This window comes from Pseudoalteromonas sp. H105, from assembly GCF_001469215.1.
GTDB lineage: Bacteria > Pseudomonadota > Gammaproteobacteria > Enterobacterales > Alteromonadaceae > Pseudoalteromonas.
Genome location: NZ_LOFH01000001.1, coordinates 739,813 through 758,207, shown reverse-complemented (window position 1 = coordinate 758,207; position 18,395 = coordinate 739,813). Strand labels below are relative to the sequence as shown.

Here is an 18,395-nt window from a genome sequence, read left to right as displayed (position 1 = left end):
TATTCTAATCGCGGTAAATTTTAGTGAGGTCTTGATAGTGATCAATTCGGCGATCACGTAAATAAGGCCATATACGTCTTACGTTTTCAGAGCGTTTTTGATCAAGCTCTACCACTAAAATTTGCTCGTCAGTATTATTTGCTTCGCTGAGCATTTCACCTTGAGGGCCTGCAATAAATGAATTGCCCCAAAATTGAATACCGTCACTTTGCTCGCTTGGATCACGCTCATGGCCTACACGGTTGGCACTGATAACGGGCACACCATTGGCAACTGCGTGGGCGCGTTGCGAAATAACCCATGCATCTTTTTGTCGTGTCTTTTCGCCGTCATCGTCACGTGGGTCCCAACCAATCGCGGTTGGGTAAATCAATAACTCAGCACCTGCCATCGCCATCAAGCGTGCAGCTTCAGGAAACCATTGATCCCAACACACGAGTACACCTAATTTGCCTACTGAGGTTTGAATGGGCTCAAAGCCTAAATCACCTGGGGTAAAATAAAACTTTTCATAAAACCCAGGATCATCAGGAATATGCATTTTGCGGTATTTACCCGCAATCGTGCCGTCTTTTTCTAACACAATAGCTGTGTTGTGATAAAGCCCTGTTGCTCGCTTTTCAAATAATGACGCTACGATGACAATATTTAACTCTTTTGCTAATTCACCCAATGCGTCACTACTGGGCCCCGGGATAGTTTCAGCTAAATCAAAAACATTAACGTCTTCGGTTTGGCAAAAGTACAGGCTACGATGTAGCTCTTGTAGTACTACAAGCTGAGCGCCTTGGTTTGCAGCGTCACGTATGCTTAAAATTGATTTTGCCATGTTTTGCTCGGCGCTATCACTATTACTTTGCTGCACTAAGGCAACTGTTAATTTATTTGACGAACTCATTATGGGGCTCCAACTAAAATTCCGCGAGGTAACTGCATCGTGATGCAATGTAAGCTGCCAAATTGATGAATAATAGGTAAACAGTTTACGCCAATTATTGAATGTTCAGGGTAGGCTCGCTGAATTTGCTCAAGTGCTTTAGCATCATTTTCATCATTATAAGTGGGGACTAAGACCGCATCATTGATAATTAAGTAATTTGCGTAGGTTGCCGGCAGTCTATCGCCATCAGTGTTAAACACTGCTTTTGGCCAAGGCAAATCAATCAAGGTATAAGGGTGACTTGATGGCGTTTTAAAACCTTTTAATTGTGTTTGCATTTTATCGAGCGCGTTAAAATGCTCATCGGTGGTGTCATCACACTTTACATAAACTAGCGTGTTATTTGGTGCAAAGCGCACAAGGGTGTCAATATGGCTGTCTGTATCGTCACCGGCTAAATAACCATGATCAACCCATAAAAATGAGCTGACACCTAATTGCTGCTGTAATTGTGCTTCAATTTGTTCAGCACTAAGTGTTGGGTTACGATTTGGATTGAGTAAACATTCTCTGGTGGTAAGCAGTACACCGTGCTCGTTTATTTCAACTGCGCCGCCTTCTAATACTAAATCAATTTTTTGATATTGATTTGCAGGAGCCGCAAGCTGGTCAACAAGCACAGTGTTAATTTGATTATCAAGGGTGCTTTCAAACTTATTACCCCAGCCGTTGAAGGTGTAATCGAGAATAGCTAATTGGCTGGCATCATTTATGTTTGCACAGGTCAAGGGACCGTGATCGCGTGCCCAGGTATCATTACAGGGTGTAACTACAAACTGTACGCGGGCAAGGTCAATCTCATTGCTGGTTAATAATTGGCTTATATGTGCTTTTAATGCATAACTATGTGCAACAATAACAATGAGTTGACGTTGGCATATATGTTTGCAAAGCGCAATATAAACAGGCTCTACAGCGTTTAGATTATCACGCCAATCAGTATCTTGGTGTGGCCAAGTGAGCATCACAGCATCTTGCTTAGCCCATTCAGGTAAAAGTCTAAAGTTCATGAAGTTAATAAACAAATAAAGGTGTGCCTAGTTTAGCATTTCAAACAGATATGTCAGCTTTTTATGCTTATAGTTCAGGGTCTACGAGGTGATCTTCGTCTGCTTTGTTCGCTTGCAGTTGCTGACGTTTTTTCAATTGCCGTGTTTGTGCGTGTAAGCTGGCTCTCACGACGAGCTCTTGGTCAGAATCGCGTATTGCATTAAATAATAATGTGTACTGAGATTGTTCGTTTTCTAGTTTATCTATTGCAACAACTTCTGTGTAGCAGTAAACAGCAGAGGCTTCATGTTGCAGAAATAGCTTAGTTCGAAATGCTTGACCCAGTGAGTACACGTCATTTGTTGTAAATTTAACTCCGCCCCCGCCATAGCTATCGCAATACAACGCGTTATCTTCAGGTTGTTCGGAGGCAAGGATATGGCTCATTATAAGGTCAATTTTACGAGACTGGGCTTGTAAAAATACGGCAAGTTCTTGTGCTATGTCGCCTAAATTACGCAGCGGTCTTAATGAGCTCTGTTCTAACTCACTCACTTCGTTAGCAAGTTTAAATAGTGGAGGAATATCGGCTTCTAGCTGGGCAGGGCTTCGTGGAACACTCTGTTTATCAACGGCAAAAAGGTTGACCCTGTTACTCTCAGCAATTTGAAAGTATTGCTCAAATTCAGTTAACTTTTCATTATTCATTATTAGACCCCACAACGCGCGTTTACTAATAGTAGCGTTGCTACGTGTAAATTGCTAGTGGCGAAATTCCAATAAAAAAAGGGCAAACCTATGTTTGCCCTTACTATTTTATACAAAAATGGTTATAAATTACCTTCTATCGTATCAACATTTTCACGTTTATGATGCTCAGATATTTCCTTTGCTAATTCACTGCGAGAACGTTTTTCACTGAGTTTGCGTTCAGTCAACCAATAAAAGAACAGGGGGACAAAGAAGACGGCTAAGAACGTTGCTGCCATCATTCCGCCCATAACACCTGTGCCTACACTATGGCGTGCGCCAGCTCCCGCACCTGAACTAAGTACAAGTGGCACTACCCCAAGAATAAATGCTAATGATGTCATAATGATGGGTCTGAATCTTAACCTAGCTGCTTCAAGTGCAGCAGCACTTGCACTCCAGCCTTGTTGGTGCTTCATTAGGGCATATTCAACGATTAATATGGCGTTTTTACTGGCAAGGCCAAGTAAAGTCACCAAGCCAATTTGGAAATATACATCGTTTGTCATACCCACTAACCAAATAGACACAAGTGCACCAAAGGTGCCAAATGGCAGCGCAAGCATCACAGATAAAGGCAATGACCAGCGCTCATAAAGGGCTGCAAGAATCAAAAATACCATTATTACGGCCAGCCCAAGCGCAAGCCCGGTTGTGCCTGAGCTGCGCTTTTCTTGATAGGCAGAGCCAGTCCAATCGTATGTCATATCAGGTGGCAATACAGCTTTTGCAATACGTTCGATTTCAGCAATCGCTTGCCCAGAGCTGTAACCTGGAGCTGCATTACCCAATAACTTAACCGCAGAAAGATTGTTATAACGGTTTAAACTTTCAGGGCCTCGGCTAAATTCTATATTAGTAAACGCAGACATCGGTAACATGGTACCTTGGCTGTTTTTAACGTAAATACGGCCAATGTCATCAGGCTTCATTCTAAATTCGGCTTCAGCAGACATGAGCACTTGCCAAGCGCGGCCAAACTTATTGAAATCATTAACATAGTAAGTACCCAGTGTTCCAGCAAGTGCAGTAAATGCGTCATCAATGTTAATGCCCATTGCACGAGCTTGTTCTCGATCTACATCCACTTTAAGCTGAGGAGCATTGGGGCGCCAAAGCGTTTGTAAGCCACTTAAAATTGGACTTTTTTGTGCTTCGGCCATCATTAAACCCATGGCTTGTTGTAGCTTTTCAGGACCGCCAGCCCCTTTGTTTTGAATATAAAACTCAAACCCACCGGTATTGCCTAAACCAAATATAGCTGGTGGATTAAACGCCAATACCAGTGCCTCGTTTATATGAGCGGTTTTCATAAATAACTCATTAACCAAGCTTTTAGTATCTATTTCGCGCTCATCCCAGTGCTTTTGCGTGACAAATAACGTTGCCGCACTATTTTTGTAACCACCACCAATAAAATCGAAGCCGGTAAATGCGACCACATTTTCATTTGCAGGGTTTGACTGTACTGCTGCAACAACTTGCTTTACGACATCCTCAGTGCGCTCTAAAGAAGAGCCATCAGGTAAGAAAATAGCTGAAATATAATAGCCTTGGTCTTCATCTGGTACGAGTGAACTTGGCGTGTTCTTCCACAGGCCAATGGTAATAGACACCATACCTATCATTAGCACGAGGCCAAGTGCACCGCGGCGAACCATAAAGCCAACGGTGCCAACATATTTACTGGTGATTTGCGTAAAGACGCGGTTGAACCACAAGAAAAATCGCGCTGTTTGTTTGTGCTCTTGTTTTAAAATAAGTACACACAGAGCAGGGGTCATCGTTAGAGCAACAACGCCAGATAAACTTACCGCGATTGAAATAGTAATGGCAAACTGTCTGAATAATTCACCGGTCAATCCACCCAAAAACGCGATAGGTACAAACACAGAACAAAGTACTAAAACAATTGCTACCACAGGGCCAGATACTTCTTTCATTGCTTTAATAGCTGCTTCATGAGCACTAACGTGCTCTTCATGCATGATACGTTCAACGTTTTCAAGTACAACAATGGCATCATCGACCACAATACCAATAGATAACACCATACCAAACAAAGTCAGAGAGTTGATTGAATAGCCTAGCATATACATACCAGCAAAGGTGCCCAGTAATGAGACGGGCACAGCTAAGGTTGGAATCAGCGTTGCTCGCCAATTTTGTAAAAATAAATACACGACTAAAAATACCAATACCATGGCTTCAATTAGCGTGATAACAACTTCGCGAATAGAAACTTCAACGAATCGAGTGGTGTCGTATGAGTTTACGTGTGCTAGCCCTGTGGGAAATTGTTGCTTAATTTCAGCAAGTACACCGTTTACTTCTTCGGCCACATCTAATGCATTGGCACCGGGTTGTAAAAATATCCCCAGTAGAACGGCCTCTTTACCATTGATTGTGCCACTAAAGTTATAATCCTTTGAGCCAAGTTCAACGCGAGCAATGTCTTTTAAACGTAAGCTGCTGCCATCTAGGTTTGAGCGAATAATAATTTCTTCAAACTGTGCAGGCTCTGATAAACGACCTTGCGCGGTGACGCTATAAACAAGTTCTTGTGCAGACTGAGATGTTGGCGTAGCACCAATTTTACCCGCTGCATACTGCGAGTTTTGACTGCGTATCGCACCGGCAACCTCTTCAACTGTTACACCTAACTGGCTCATAACATCTGGACGCAACCAGATACGCATGGCGTAGTCTTTTGCGCCAAATATTTGGACGCTGGTGGTGCCAGGAATGCGTTTAATGCGGTCAAGTATATTCAACGTAACGTAATTTGACGTCCATAAACTATCCCTGCTGCCGTCAGGTGAATAAAAGGCATGCACTTGTAAAAAGCTCGATGAGCCTTTTTGCACAACAACACCTTGACGGCGGGTTTCTTCAGGTAAGCGTGCTTCAACTTGCTTAACTCTATTATTCACATTGACTGCGGCTTGATCGATATCAGTGCCTATTTCAAACGTGATTTCTATCGTTGTGGCACCGGAGCTGGTCGAAGTAGATGCCATATACATCATGCCTTCAACACCTGTGATTGCATTTTCAATTGGTGCAGCCACTGTTTGCTCAAGTACTTCGGCAGAGGCGCCTGGGTAAGCGGCTGTCACCTGAACAACAGGGGGGGCAATTTCTGGATATTGCGCAATAGGCAAGCTGCGCATTGCAGCTAAACCGGCTAAAACGATAACGATAGATATGACAAACGCAAAAATGGGTCTGTCTATAAAGTAACGAGAAAACATAAGACTCCCTTCGCTTATTCAGCGTTATTGCTGTGATTTGCATTGTTAATTGTGACAGGCATACCAGGGAAGAAAATTTTAGCCATGCCGTCAATGATTACCTCATCACCTTCGTTTAGCCCTGATTTTATTAACCAAAAGTTTTTATCACCTTGATTATTGGGCTTTTGAATCCATTCACCAACTTCAATAGGCGCTGGGCGAGCAATGGTGCCACCTTGCTCGTTATGTGTCGCAATGTAGACAAATTTTCCCATGCCATTATCAAGTACAGCGCGTTGTGGAATCACAAAGGCATTTTTACGTACCGCGCCTTTTAAACTCACGCGAACAAATTGACCTGGACGTAATTTAAAATCAGGATTAGGCATGATGGCTTGTAATTCGCTGGTACCCGTGTTTGGGTTTATTCTCACATCTGAGAAGTTAACCTCCCCAGTTTGCTCGTAAATTGAACCATCTTGTAATGTAATACTGGTTTGCCAGTGGCCATCATTAGGCAATGTAAGGGTACCTTTGTCTACATCTTGACGCATAGCGAGTTGTTCACGTTCCGAAATACCAAAACGTAATCGAATGGGGTCAAGTTGAGTTATTTGTGTTAACAGTAATTCAGGACCAGCAACATAAGTGCCTTCTGAAACAAACTCTCGGCCCATAACACCGGCAACAGGCGCTTTGACTTGTGCGTATTCAAGATTTAACTTCGCTTCTTTTAATGCGACCTTTGCTGCAGATAAACTGGTTTTAGCAATATCCTCAGTGGAGCTTGCATTATCATAATCGCGCTGTGAAACTGATTTATCAGCTCGCAGCTTCGCTAAGCGTTTGACATCACGCTGTGCTTGAATTAATGACGCATTCGCACCATCAAGCGCAGCTTGTGCGCGTTCAACAGCTAATTGGTATGGTTCTAAGTTTATAGTAAACAGAGATTGGTCTTTATTTACGGTTTGTCCTTCATCAAAATTACGTGATTCCAGAATGCCGGTTACACGTGCCCTCACTTCAACTTCTTTCGATCCAGAAAGTGTCGCAGGTAATTCTATTGTAAATGGCGCATCTTCTGTTACGGCCTTAATAGTCGACACCGTCGCTGGCGGCATTGCGCCTTGTTGTTGTGATTCAGGAGCTTCACTGCACCCTTGTATAAAGAGTGACGCGGTAGTGATAAATAATAGTGACAATGTCGATGGTATGAAAGACTGACGCATGGTTACTCCACAGTTCCAGTTGTATAAGTATAAAGTTAAGCAATACTGAGCAGATTGAGTATGGCTGATAGTGAGATTTTACCCAATAGTAATGATTGATATTTAAACTAAGTAAACGCAAGTGTATACCTAATTTCAAAATAGGTATACACTTGCGTTTACTTTTTTACGATTCTGCCTAAAATAAAACAGGTTGATTAATATTGGGGGCGATATGGAATCAAGTAATAGAAAACAAAATGATGTGCTTTGTGCAGCAATACAAGAATTTGCGCAATATGGTTTGTTAGGCACAACAATGGAAGCAATCGCAAAGCGTGCCAATGTTTCTAAACGTACCTTGTATAAACATTACTCTAATAAAAATGCATTGTTCGATGATGTTGTTGCACTGCTACTGGAGCGATTTTCGCAATTACATAAATATCCCTATCAACCAAATGTAAGTATTGATAAGCAATTAAAAGAGCTAGCGCGTGTTTGCTTGTCGCTCGGCAGTGACGAGAATTATTTAACACTATCGCGCATTGTTATTATCGAATCTATGCGTGATAAAGAACAAGCAGCGCGTTTAGAAGAGCAATTTTTAGACTGTGAGAAAGGCTTGCTGACTTGGTTTGAGCAAGCACATCAAGCGGGAATATTAAATGATATACCAGCAGATATTGCGGCTTCAATCTTCTATGGCGGTTTAAAGGATTTAGGCTATTGGGAGCAGGTAATTATGTGGCGTCCAGTATTAGATGAAACTCGGTTAGAACAATTAATTGATGTTATGTCGCGGTTTTTTATTAGAGGTATTAAATAATAAAGGGTGAACCAGTTGAAAAGTTCAACCCTTGATACGGCATCTCGTGTTATTTGAGTTGGCTTACTAACTGCGTTAAATTTTTCACGTTATAATCGGGTTCTTGTACAAGCGGGTAAAGTGCCTTACCAGGTCTCGCTATAAATGCTGTTTGTAACCCAGCTGCTTTTGCACCGGCAACATCCCACCCATGCGCTGCAACCATTAAAGCATCTTCCGCTTTTATATTAAGTTGCTTAAGTGCCCATTCATAGGCGCGTAGGTCTGGTTTATATATTTTGATATCTTCAATACTGTACCTGGCTTCAAAGTAATCAGTGAGCCCAGCACTTTCGAATTGGGCTTTTACGCCGTTATTCGATGAGTTAGTAAGGCTGACCAATCTATAGCCTTGATCTTTTAGAGCTTGTAAACCTGCTTTAACGTCTGCATGAGTAGGTAAACTTAATAGTGGCGTAACAATAGCGGTTTTGGCTTGTTCAGCATTAATTTTAATATCATTGTTTTGAGCAACCATGAGTAATGATGCAACACCAATTTTACCGAAGTCTTGGTAATCACCAATCGCCGTACTGACTAATGAGTGATGTAACATCGTAGAAAACCAAAGTGGCAGTAAATCATCTCGTCCGCCAAGAGCTTTACCAATTGAGTCGCGCATGGAGTCTAAGTCGAGTAATGTTTCATTTACATCAAAAATGATGACCTTTGGTTTATTCTTTTGTGATTCAGTTGCCATAACACTCCCTACACATAATTGGTTAAACAGCACTACAAATAAGCTTAGTTTTGTAAGCGTTTTAAAGATAGCCATAAAGTTTAATATCCTTTGTTAATGTAAATGATTAGCTAGAGAAAGTAACAAATCGATTTAATTCTCTATTAAAGTACGTGTGGGCCAGTATAGTGTTTGAATTAGTTAAATAAAGACTGCATTAGTGAAAGCTAAGTTCGAAAATATTAAATATAATTGGTGGGTGTTTATGTACAGTGTAAGTGATCTCGAAACGTTTATAGCGATCGTTGAAAATAAGGGGGTATTGGCAGCTGCCAGTTCGCAAGGACTCTCAGCTGCCACTGTTAGTCATAGGCTGGCAAAGCTTGAACGTGAACTAGCAACCGTATTAGTTTTTAGAGATAGCCGGCGTATTAGATTATCGCCAGCAGGTGAAGTATTTTATCGTAAAGTAGGTAGTATACTTGAGGCTTTGCATGATGCTGAATTCAGCATTGGCGCACGAGGTTCATCGGTAAGTGGTTTATTAAGAGTAACGATGCCGCCTTGGATCTTCTCAAAATTTGTTATGCCTAAGTTGATTGCGTTTGAGCAGCAATACCCAGAATTGCAGTTGGACTTTTCCATTTCTGATAACTTTGTCAATGTGGTAAATGATGCACAGGATATTGCAATTAGAGTCGGTAAGTTAACAGACTCAGCTCTACTGTCGCGTAAAATAGTGAATAACCAACGGATATTATGTGTCGCTCCTAGCTATATTGAGAAATACGGGATGCCAACTTCTTTTGAACAACTACAAACACATTTTTGGGTATGTTTGCCTTGGCAAAGACAACTTAAATTAATAGACGAAAATGGAAAACCTGTTAATTTTAATGCGAAAACGCGTTTTACGATATCTAACTCCGATAATATGACTCAAGCAGCTATTGCGGGGCACGGCATTGCGATTAAATCTAATCTTGCTATTAAAGATGAATTGCAAAGGGGTTCACTACTTGAGGTATTACCAGGTATTTTAGCGGATGATGACTCACCCGTTTGGTTTTTAAGGCCACAAAATAGTTTGACCACTCGTAAAACAGAGGTTTTTTATGACTTTATGAGATCATTATTTGATTCCCCAGAGACCTAAACAGACCTGATGAATAAAATGTAAACCTAAAATAACGACAATTTAACATTTTACCTTGTAATTAGCGCCAAAACTCGTAGTCTTAGCGTAACAATAACTATGAAGGGGCTGTTAAGGATGACACAGAGCAAAGTAACCAATACGTTTGTTGAGCTTTCCGCACAAATCAGGCGTTTCGTATCCCGTATCGTATTACCCGATGATGTCGAGGATATTGTGCAAGAGACCTTTGTAAAAAGTTACGAGGCTGATTTAAAGCAAGATATTAAATATACCCATAGTTACATGTTAAAAACAGCGAAAAACCTAGCGCTTAATCACGTTGCTAAGTGGGATAATAAGCATAATGACTCACTCGATACTTCAGATGATTATCATCAAAATTTAAAATCAATGCAGCTTGAAGATGAAGTTACTTCTAAAGAGCGTTTTTTACTTTTTTGCCGTGCTACAGAGCAACTCAGTCAACCGGTAAGAAAATGTTTTATACTGAAAAAAGTGTATGGCATGAGTCAGAAAGAAATTGCAGAACAAATGTGCCTAAGTGAAAGTACAGTTGAAAAACACATTGCGAAAGGTTTATTAAAATCAATGCAATATATGCAACAGCAAGAACAAGACACCCATGCTATTGAGAAAACAGTGACCGCTACCAGGAGGGTGGGGAAATGAGCAACATTCATCAATTTTCATCTAAAGAATTGATTCAGTCACAAGCAAGTCGTTGGATAAGCGCGATGGATCGGGGATTATCTGACCACGAAAAAGAACAGTTTAGCCAATGGGTAAAACAGAGTAAAGCGCATCAAGATGCAGTCTTCGACTTAGCAAAGTTATGGGATGAATTAAGTGTTCTAAATGAACTAAGTGCATTATTTCCTAATAAACAAGTACCTGCTAAAAACACAGTAATGCCTTATACAGTTGCAGCGAGTTTTATTGCTGTAGTATTAATGGCTACTTTTATGTATGCCAGTATTAACTTTTACCCAGATACAGTAGAAGAACAAGCGAAGTACAGTAAAATTTACCGTACAAAGGTTGGCGAACAAGCAACGTATGTATTACCTGATAGCACCATAGTTCAGCTCAATACTAACAGTTTACTCGAAGTTGCTTACACTCAAGGTCGCAGACAACTTATTTTAAGCCGAGGTGAAGGGCGTTTTAATGTTGCAAAAGACGCTTCCAGGCCTTTTTCTGTGATGGCAGGGGATAAGTCTTTTACGGCACTGGGCACCATATTTAATGTTCAGCGTAATGCAGCATCAGATTTAGAGCTGGTGGTAACCGAAGGTAAAGTGATGATCACTGATCCTACGGTTGAAGTGAACGCAGAAGATTTTATTAAACTGCAAGCAGCAAGTAATGACACAGCTCGTGTTAAAGAGTTTAATGCAAATATTGTTATTTCAGGCGAAAAAGCACTTATTAAAGAAAGCATTACTAAACCCATAAAACAACTATCACTGGATGATGTACAGCAAGATTTAGCATGGCAACAAGGTATGCTTATATTTAATGGTGAGCCCTTGAGTGAAGCGTTGCAAGAAGTTAGTCGATACACGGCAACACGATTTGAATTAACCGATCCTGCTTTAGCTTCATTAAAAGTGGCTGGGGTTTTTAAAGCAGGTGATATCATCGGGTTATTAGACAGCTTACAAGTTAACCTAGCGATTAAACATCAGCGATTGGGCGAACATATTGTAAGGCTTACCCAAGACAACAATAGTTAAGCTTTTTATATTTTTTAAATAAAAAGCATTAGAAGTAACGATGTTGAAAATAAAAAGTAAAAAAATAAAGGCAAAAAATAGACGCATCTATGGCGGATTCCTCTTCCTCAACTGTTTATATAAGTTGCGTGGTAACCATCAGCACCCAATGTCAGGGTTAATTGCATTAGCACCTTTAGTTTGTAGTCTAACGGTTCAAGCCAATGCAATCGATTCACATATGGTGCAATTTGATATTAAATCGCAGCGAGCAGACTTAGCACTGATAGAATTTGCCAAACAAACAGAACAAACGGTTGTTTTTTCTTTTGAATTAGCAAAAAAGTACCAAGCTCAATCAGTGTTTGGCTATTACACCCAGTTAGATGCACTTAAAACAATGTTGCAACATACTGAACTCGATGCAGTTGTCGATCAAAATGGTTTACTGAGCGTAAAACTCAAACAAATCAATAGGAATGATAACAACATGATGAAGCTCTCAGGGGTCAGTGCCGCCGTTTTACCACTTTTAATGGCAACCAATAGCCAAGCCGTTAATGCACAAGAACAAGCGGCTGAAATAAACATTGAAAAAATTGCTATCGTGGGTAGTCGTGTAGCGGGTCGTTCAGTAGAAGATTTACCTGTGCCTGTTGATATTTTAAGTGCAGAAGCGCTTGAGAATACAGGACAAACAGAAGTAGGGCGTATGCTTCAAGCCATTGCGCCTTCTTTTAACTTTTCAAGTTCATCAATCAGTGATGGCACAGATGCACTTCGTCCAGCAACATTACGTGGCTTAGGGCCCGATCAAACATTAGTTCTGATCAATGGCAAACGTCGTCACCAAGCCAGTATTATTCATATTAACACGTCTGTAGGACGTGGTACGGCAGGTACAGATATGAATGCTATTCCTGCAGCATCAATTAAGCGAATCGAAGTACTGCGCGACGGTGCCGCTGCACAATATGGCTCAGATGCAATTGCGGGTGTAATTAATATTGTTTTAAAAGATGCTGAAGAAGGGGGTAAAGCGGCGATTAATTATGGCCAATATTCAGAGGGTGATGGTGAAACGATAAATATCGATTTTAACAAAGGGTTTGCTCTTGGTGATGAAGGGTACTTAAACACAACAATTAATTACCGTGATCGTGCACCAACAAATCGCGCTGGTTTACATGGCTCTTGTCAGTTTTATGGATGTACACAGCTTGATAACGGTACTTTATTGGCCGGTGATCCAAGAGAGTTAACGGCACCACGTGATACTTTTCGAATCGGCGATGCTGACTCTCAGCAATTTGCGTTGACAGTAAATACAGGTTATGAATTAGCGGGCGGCGAGCTGTATGGCTTTGTTACTTATTCAACACGTGATAATGAGTCTGCTGCGTTCTTCCGCCACAATGCTAATGCAGGTGGTAACCCAGTCCTGCAAGATGGCGATGCGGTAATTCCAATGGGGTTTTTACCGAAGATAAACACCACGATTGACGACATTTCATATAACTTTGGTTTTAAGAAAGAATTTGATAATGACTCAAGTCTCGACTTTTCATATACGTATGGTGAAAATAGCATCGATTACACCACCAGTGACACTATCAATGGCTCATACGCTAATTTACTTCGTTATGAGCAAGGTTTAAGCGCTGATGATATTCGCTCGACTATCCCACGCGAGGCTTACGCTTATGGCATGGAGCTTTCATTACAAACGCTCAATTTAGACTATACAAAAGATTATGATGATTACTCTTTGGCTATGGGGGCAGAGCTTCGTACTGACGAATACCGCATACTTGAAGGCAGTGAATACGCATACCGAGATTATGACACTAATAACGGTGTTAATATTTACGATGGCATGAGCGCGGGTGTTGGTAGCGAAAATGCATCGGGTGGAACGCAAGGCTTTGGTGGCTCTTCGCCTGATTCGTCAGTGGATGAATCGCGCGACGTTATTTCGTTTTATGTAGATGCAGAAACTTACGTGATTGATGATGTGATTATTTCCGGTGCGCTGCGTTACGATAATTATAAAGGTTTTGGTGACACGGTAAACTTTAAACTTGCCGGTAATTGGTCCGTGACGGACGATGTGTCACTTCGTGGTGCGGTTAGCACGGGTTTTAGAGCACCTTCTATGCAGCAGTTGTACTTCAATAATATCAGTACACAATTTGTTGTGGGTCCAAATGGTGATTTAGTTGCAGAGGAAGTGGGTACTTTTAGAAATGACAGTACATTGGCACAAAGCATTGGTATTCCAAAGCTTAAAGAAGAAAAGTCAGAAAACCTCAGCCTTGGTATTGTTTATAACGTAACAGATAATGTTAATGTCACTATTGATTACTACTCAATTGATATCGATGACCGTATTGTGATCAGCAACCGCTTAGGCAAAGGTCTGTCATCAACGCTTGATGCAGCTTTAGTTAGCTCTGGAGCGGGAGCTGGGCAGTTTTTCTTAAATGGTGCAGATACTGAAACGCAGGGTGTAGACTTTGTTGCAACGTGGAACACAGAAGGCCTTGGCGGAGCTCTTGATTTTACTTTAGCAGCTAACTTTACCGAAACGGATGTGGTTGATTTATTCACGCCAGCTGGTAGTGGTCTTGAAACTATCCCTGTAGAAGATGTATTTTCAGCGCAAGAAACGTCCATTATCGAAGAGTGGCAACCGCAAGACAGAGTCAATTTAAGTGCGCTATATCGTTTAGAAGATTTGACTGTGAATTTATCACTTAACCGTTATGGTGAATACACAGTGGAAGATGGTGGCCGGCAAACCTATGGGGCAGAAGTGCTTACAGATGTAAAAATAAACTATTACGTGACCGATAACCTATCGTTAAATATTGGTGCAAATAATTTGTTTGACGTTTACCCAGATAAAAATACCATTGGTAACTCACGCTCTGGCACAATTGTAGACGCATCAGGGAATACAATTGTCAGTTCAACAGGCGTGTTTGAATACTCTCGTCGTTCTGCACCATTTGGCTTTAATGGTGCTTACTACTACTTAGGTGCTGAGTACAGATTTTAATTACATTATTCTCCTATGTAATTTAGCTTAAAAGGGCCTTATGGCCCTTTTTTCGTCTCTCTAATCTGATATTAGAGCAATAGGGTAATTATCGTACTCTTTTATATTATTCATCACACTCATCAAAGTTTGGTGCTGACTGTTTGAGTCTGCCTTAATTTGAACTGAGCTAATTGAATACTTTGCAGCAAACATTGCTAAATTAGTCGCAACGCGCTCAAGATCTATTTGCCTGCCAGAAAAATAAATTGCATTATTTTGATCAATACTAAATAGTGCATTCTTAGTGGGTTTATCAATACTAGGTTTATCTAAAGGCCTAAATAATTCAATTGCTACAGGTTTAACGAACGACGTTGTAACAATAAAGAATATTAATAATATGAACACAATATCAAGCATTGGTGTCATATCAGCGTCAGCATTACTATGTTGTGCATTTTGTTTATTTTTCATAATGGAACCTTGCCTATTTTAAAAGTGCTGCGGCGCCACAGCGGTTATTATTAGGTACCTAATAATAAGACTAGCAGAGGCTAAAAAAGGCATGGTTAAATAAATATTTTATTTTTATTAATTTTTTGAATTAAGTTGTTACGAAAGTGATTTTTATAATTTTAAAAGAATAAAAAAACCAGTGTTTAGACTTGGTTTATTGTAATTACCTTGTTTTTTGATATTACGGATTTCTGCCAGACAGTGTTACAAAGTAAGCAATAGGTTTGATAACGCAGCTTCACGGTCTAGTGGTTGTGCTTCCTTATAGCCGACTGAATATCAGCGAGGGGTTTTATCCTTATTCCTTCTAACACATTGGCATATGTCTGATCATTATTAATACCAAATTTGGTAACTAAGCGGGTGTAAGTATGTCGTGCCTTAATAGCAAATAATATATTGCCCTTGATGGAGACGCACAATTTATGGGCTTTTTAAGTTTAATGATCAATAACCCAGTTAAGCATGACTAAAGGCTATTTTATATTTATATAATGTAAGATGTTGATATAGGGTAACTATATCAACATTGTATTTTTTAAGAGGGTATTTTCTTAGGTGTTAGTAAAATTTACAAACCTGTATGCAACTGTGCTATTTCAATTCTTCGGCCACCTCAGCCACTTTTTGTCTTAACCAAATATGGCTGGCGTCACGATGGAGTAATGGACTCCAAATCATATCTAACTCAAAAGGTGGAATCGGAAAAGGTGGATCTAGAATTTTTAACCCTTTATCATCCAGGTAAATATTTGCGGCTTTAGAAGGAAGTGTAGCCACTAAATTTTGCTCTTTAGCTAAGTGAATCGCGACATGGTAATTACGCGTAAAAGTGGCAATGTTTCTATGTTTGCCAAAATGAGCAAGGGCTTCATCTACCCACCCTAGCTTTTGCACATCTTTTGGATCCATTCCCACACCCACACCAAAGCCTGTTTTACTCACCCAAATATGACGAGCTTTTAAATAGCTATCTAAGCTGAAACTATCAATAATAGGATTGTCTGCTTTGACTAAACAACAAAAGCTGTCTTTCCAAATCCGTTTATGATGAAACGATTGCGGTAAATTTTCGAAGCGGTTGATAGCCATATCGACTTTACCATTTTCTACGTCATGGAAAGTAACATCGCTTGGTGTGAGAATATCCAATGTTGTGTCTGGTGCTTCTTCATGAAGTTTACTCAATAATTTAGGCGCAAGTGTACTGGCAGCATAATCACTGGCCATTATGCGAAAAACACGCTTGCTTTGGCTAGCTTCAAATTCTCTGTTAGGGGCAAGTGTTTCCTCAAGTGTCATCAATATACCACGTATTACAGGCTGCAACTCAATAGCTCTTTCGGTTGGCACCATTCCTTCACTTGTACGTACTAAAATAGGATCATTGAATAAGTTACGTAAACGTTTTAGACCATTACTCATTGCTGGTTGAGTAATACTCAGTTGGTTGGCAGCACGCGTAACATTACATTCACGTAAGAGCGTGTCTAAATAAACGAGTAAGTTTAAATCTATCTTGCTGATATTCATTATGTGTCCTTGCGTTTACCAGTGCTTAGTAAACCGTTGTATGCTTGGATAAGGGTAAATATGGCTAACAACACCGTTCTTTATATTTTTTTGCGCTTGCTGCCAAAAATTCACATCTAATAATTCTGGATGTGTCTGTGTAAAAATAGCTTTATACTTTGGATTTGGCATGACAAACGTGCATAGCTGTTCGGGAAATACATCCTGTGGTGCAACGGAGTAACTCTGCTCATTTGTTAGATAGTCGTCATACGTTTTAGCTTTTGGTAAGGCTCTAAAATTCATATCTGTTAAGTATTGCACTTCATCGTAATCATAAAAGATGATCCGCTTATGATTACTCACGCCGAAGTTTTTTAGCAGCATATCACCAGGGAAGATATTCACCGCAATCATCTCCTTAAGAGCTTGGCCATATTCGGTAATAGCCGTAACGGCTTCCTCCTCAGTGGCTGATTCTAAAAATAAGTTTAGCGGTGTCATTCGACGCTCTATATATAAGTGCTTAATAACCACCAAATCACCATCAATGACCATTGAACCACCGATGGTTTTCTTAAGTTGTGCGAGTAAGTTATCGTCAAATCGCGATAAAGGAAATACGACGTTAGAATACTCTATCGTATCAGCCATACGACCAACCCTGTCATGACTCTTCACTAATTGATAGCGTTTCAAAACAGTGTCTCTACCAAATGGCTTACTTTCACCAAACTTATCTTTGATTACTTTAAATACATAGCCAAATGAAGGGAGGGTAAATACCATCATTACCATACCTGGGGTACCAGGGGCGATAATAAAATTATCTTCTGAGCACGTTAAATGAGTAAGAAACTCGCGGTAGAACTCTGTTTTACCTTGTTTATGAAACCCAATTGCATTGTATAGTTCTGCCAGGGTCTTATTTGGCATTAACTGATTTAAAAAGCGCACTAGCGCTGAAGGGGCATGGGTTTCAACCATAAAGTAAGCTCGCGCAAAGCCAAAAATAACACGCATCTGTGAAGAGTTTGTCAGTAGTGCGTCTAGGTATAGACCGTGGCATTTATGATGTAAAACAGGAATTATAAACGGCTGTATTCCACTACTTGATACAACGCGTCCAACGATATAGGCGGCCTTATTCCTATAAAATGGCGTTTGTAATATATCAAAGCGCATTTGCCATGCACTATGATGAGTATCAGGCGCTTGCTTATAAAAGGCCTTAACGAGTAGCCGTATATCGCGTTCTAAATTTTCAAAATCGGCTTTAAAATCAAACTGATTAATGATTTTTTTGATGGTTGGTTTGAGGCCATCAATTACAGGGAAAAAACTTCGGTATTCCGCTTCTATGGGTAATGCCGGTGCGTCGGCTAATGACGTTTCTACAAATATGAAATTATTATTAAAGTATCTGCGGTGGAAAAGTCGGCAAAATACAGAGTTGTAAAACGTTTCAGCTAGTTCAGCTTGCGGGTGAAATTGCAAAAACTGTTGATAATGTTGTTTGCTTGCAAGCCATAAGGATTCATCAAGTTGATTTGTGTGGGTTAAGTGAGCTTCTTTTAACTGTTTAATGGTTTCATTTACGCGCTCATCGTAGTGACTGATTCTGAGCTGGCTAATTTTATGCATCTGTGGCCAGTTTTGTTCAGCAAATGCAAGCGGGGCTTGAGCTGTAATTTTTTGGAATAACTGATAATGCTTTCTAAAGCCCTTAAGAATAAATTCAGCGATAGTGTGAGCGTACATGGGGGAATATACTCC

14 protein-coding genes are annotated in these 18,395 nt (G+C 40.3%); 5 read left to right on the top strand and 9 right to left on the bottom strand.

All coding sequences use genetic code 11. The features are described from left to right. Window positions 1-4: 4 nt before the first annotated feature. From ATS75_RS03330 to ATS75_RS03310, 5 genes are all read right to left on the bottom strand, one after another. The gene (locus tag ATS75_RS03330) at window positions 5-898 is read right to left on the bottom strand and encodes a carbon-nitrogen hydrolase (RefSeq protein ID WP_058558988.1); all 894 of its coding nucleotides are present in this window, start codon (window positions 896-898) and stop codon (window positions 5-7) included. After that, window positions 898-1,950, bottom strand: a complete 1,053-nt coding sequence (locus ATS75_RS03325) for an agmatine/peptidylarginine deiminase (protein ID WP_058558987.1) — start codon at window positions 1,948-1,950, stop codon at window positions 898-900. Before ATS75_RS03325 ends, ATS75_RS03330 begins: the two co-directional genes overlap by 1 nt. Window positions 1,951-2,017: 67 nt before the next feature. Continuing rightward, a complete protein-coding gene (locus ATS75_RS03320) occupies window positions 2,018-2,638 on the bottom strand; it encodes a hypothetical protein (protein ID WP_058558986.1) in 621 nt (206 codons plus the stop codon). A gap of 122 nt (window positions 2,639-2,760) precedes the next feature. Further along, the gene (locus ATS75_RS03315) at window positions 2,761-5,934 is read right to left on the bottom strand and encodes an efflux RND transporter permease subunit (RefSeq protein ID WP_058558985.1); all 3,174 of its coding nucleotides are present in this window, start codon (window positions 5,932-5,934) and stop codon (window positions 2,761-2,763) included. A gap of 14 nt (window positions 5,935-5,948) precedes the next feature. Continuing rightward, a complete protein-coding gene (locus tag ATS75_RS03310; protein ID WP_058558984.1) occupies window positions 5,949-7,148 on the bottom strand; it encodes an efflux RND transporter periplasmic adaptor subunit in 1,200 nt (399 codons plus the stop codon). Window positions 7,149-7,362: 214 nt separating this feature from the next. Here ATS75_RS03310 and ATS75_RS03305 point away from each other — a divergent pair, with 214 nt between their 5' ends. Then, window positions 7,363-7,956, top strand: coding sequence for a TetR/AcrR family transcriptional regulator (locus ATS75_RS03305; protein ID WP_058558983.1), 594 nt, complete (start codon window positions 7,363-7,365; stop codon window positions 7,954-7,956). Between the two features lie 49 nt (window positions 7,957-8,005). On the opposite strand, the gene ATS75_RS03300 is transcribed toward ATS75_RS03305, so the two are convergent. Continuing rightward, complete coding sequence (locus ATS75_RS03300; protein WP_082665379.1) at window positions 8,006-8,770, bottom strand: haloacid dehalogenase type II; 765 nt, start codon at window positions 8,768-8,770, stop codon at window positions 8,006-8,008. Between the two features lie 169 nt (window positions 8,771-8,939). Here ATS75_RS03300 and ATS75_RS03295 point away from each other — a divergent pair, with 169 nt between their 5' ends. From ATS75_RS03295 to ATS75_RS03280, 4 genes are all read left to right on the top strand, one after another. Further along, on the top strand, window positions 8,940-9,830 hold the full coding sequence (locus ATS75_RS03295; RefSeq protein ID WP_058558982.1) for a LysR family transcriptional regulator: 891 nt from the start codon (window positions 8,940-8,942) through the stop codon (window positions 9,828-9,830). A 117-nt stretch (window positions 9,831-9,947) separates the two neighbouring features. Next, window positions 9,948-10,502, top strand: a complete 555-nt coding sequence (locus tag ATS75_RS03290; RefSeq protein ID WP_058558981.1) for an RNA polymerase sigma factor — start codon at window positions 9,948-9,950, stop codon at window positions 10,500-10,502. Further along, complete coding sequence (locus ATS75_RS03285; protein ID WP_058558980.1) at window positions 10,499-11,569, top strand: FecR family protein; 1,071 nt, start codon at window positions 10,499-10,501, stop codon at window positions 11,567-11,569. The genes ATS75_RS03290 and ATS75_RS03285 overlap by 4 nt, the downstream gene beginning before the upstream one ends. A gap of 40 nt (window positions 11,570-11,609) precedes the next feature. Then, window positions 11,610-14,609, top strand: a complete 3,000-nt coding sequence (locus tag ATS75_RS03280; RefSeq protein ID WP_058558979.1) for a TonB-dependent receptor plug domain-containing protein — start codon at window positions 11,610-11,612, stop codon at window positions 14,607-14,609. A 60-nt stretch (window positions 14,610-14,669) separates the two neighbouring features. Here ATS75_RS03280 and ATS75_RS03275 read toward each other — a convergent pair whose 3' ends face one another. The 3 genes from ATS75_RS03275 to aceK all read right to left on the bottom strand — a co-directional run bounded on the left by ATS75_RS03275 (window position 14,670) and on the right by aceK (window position 18,380). Further along, a complete protein-coding gene (locus tag ATS75_RS03275) occupies window positions 14,670-15,065 on the bottom strand; it encodes an ExbD/TolR family protein (protein WP_058558978.1) in 396 nt (131 codons plus the stop codon). Between the two features lie 636 nt (window positions 15,066-15,701). Next, on the bottom strand, window positions 15,702-16,640 hold the full coding sequence (locus ATS75_RS03270) for a LysR family transcriptional regulator (protein WP_058558977.1): 939 nt from the start codon (window positions 16,638-16,640) through the stop codon (window positions 15,702-15,704). 15 nt (window positions 16,641-16,655) lie between these two features. After that, complete coding sequence (aceK, locus tag ATS75_RS03265) at window positions 16,656-18,380, bottom strand: bifunctional isocitrate dehydrogenase kinase/phosphatase (protein ID WP_058558976.1); 1,725 nt, start codon at window positions 18,378-18,380, stop codon at window positions 16,656-16,658. Window positions 18,381-18,395: the final 15 nt, after the last annotated feature.

What these genes read in the sequence shown, in the direction of transcription:
- ATS75_RS03285 (WP_058558980.1), top strand. Translation starts at nt 10,499, where the DNA reads ATGAGCAACATTCATCAATTTTCATCTAAAGAATTGATTCAGTCACAA.
- ATS75_RS03325 (WP_058558987.1), bottom strand. Translation starts at nt 1,950, where the DNA reads ATGAACTTTAGACTTTTACCTGAATGGGCTAAGCAAGATGCTGTGATG.
- ATS75_RS03330 (WP_058558988.1), bottom strand. Translation starts at nt 898, where the DNA reads ATGAGTTCGTCAAATAAATTAACAGTTGCCTTAGTGCAGCAAAGTAAT.
- aceK (WP_058558976.1), bottom strand. Translation starts at nt 18,380, where the DNA reads ATGTACGCTCACACTATCGCTGAATTTATTCTTAAGGGCTTTAGAAAG.
- ATS75_RS03270 (WP_058558977.1), bottom strand. Translation starts at nt 16,640, where the DNA reads ATGAATATCAGCAAGATAGATTTAAACTTACTCGTTTATTTAGACACG.
- ATS75_RS03310 (WP_058558984.1), bottom strand. Translation starts at nt 7,148, where the DNA reads ATGCGTCAGTCTTTCATACCATCGACATTGTCACTATTATTTATCACT.
- ATS75_RS03315 (WP_058558985.1), bottom strand. Translation starts at nt 5,934, where the DNA reads ATGTTTTCTCGTTACTTTATAGACAGACCCATTTTTGCGTTTGTCATA.
- ATS75_RS03300 (WP_082665379.1), bottom strand. Translation starts at nt 8,770, where the DNA reads ATGGCTATCTTTAAAACGCTTACAAAACTAAGCTTATTTGTAGTGCTG.
- ATS75_RS03305 (WP_058558983.1), top strand. Translation starts at nt 7,363, where the DNA reads ATGGAATCAAGTAATAGAAAACAAAATGATGTGCTTTGTGCAGCAATA.
- ATS75_RS03290 (WP_058558981.1), top strand. Translation starts at nt 9,948, where the DNA reads ATGACACAGAGCAAAGTAACCAATACGTTTGTTGAGCTTTCCGCACAA.
- ATS75_RS03320 (WP_058558986.1), bottom strand. Translation starts at nt 2,638, where the DNA reads ATGAATAATGAAAAGTTAACTGAATTTGAGCAATACTTTCAAATTGCT.
- ATS75_RS03280 (WP_058558979.1), top strand. Translation starts at nt 11,610, where the DNA reads ATGTTGAAAATAAAAAGTAAAAAAATAAAGGCAAAAAATAGACGCATC.
- ATS75_RS03295 (WP_058558982.1), top strand. Translation starts at nt 8,940, where the DNA reads ATGTACAGTGTAAGTGATCTCGAAACGTTTATAGCGATCGTTGAAAAT.
- ATS75_RS03275 (WP_058558978.1), bottom strand. Translation starts at nt 15,065, where the DNA reads ATGAAAAATAAACAAAATGCACAACATAGTAATGCTGACGCTGATATG.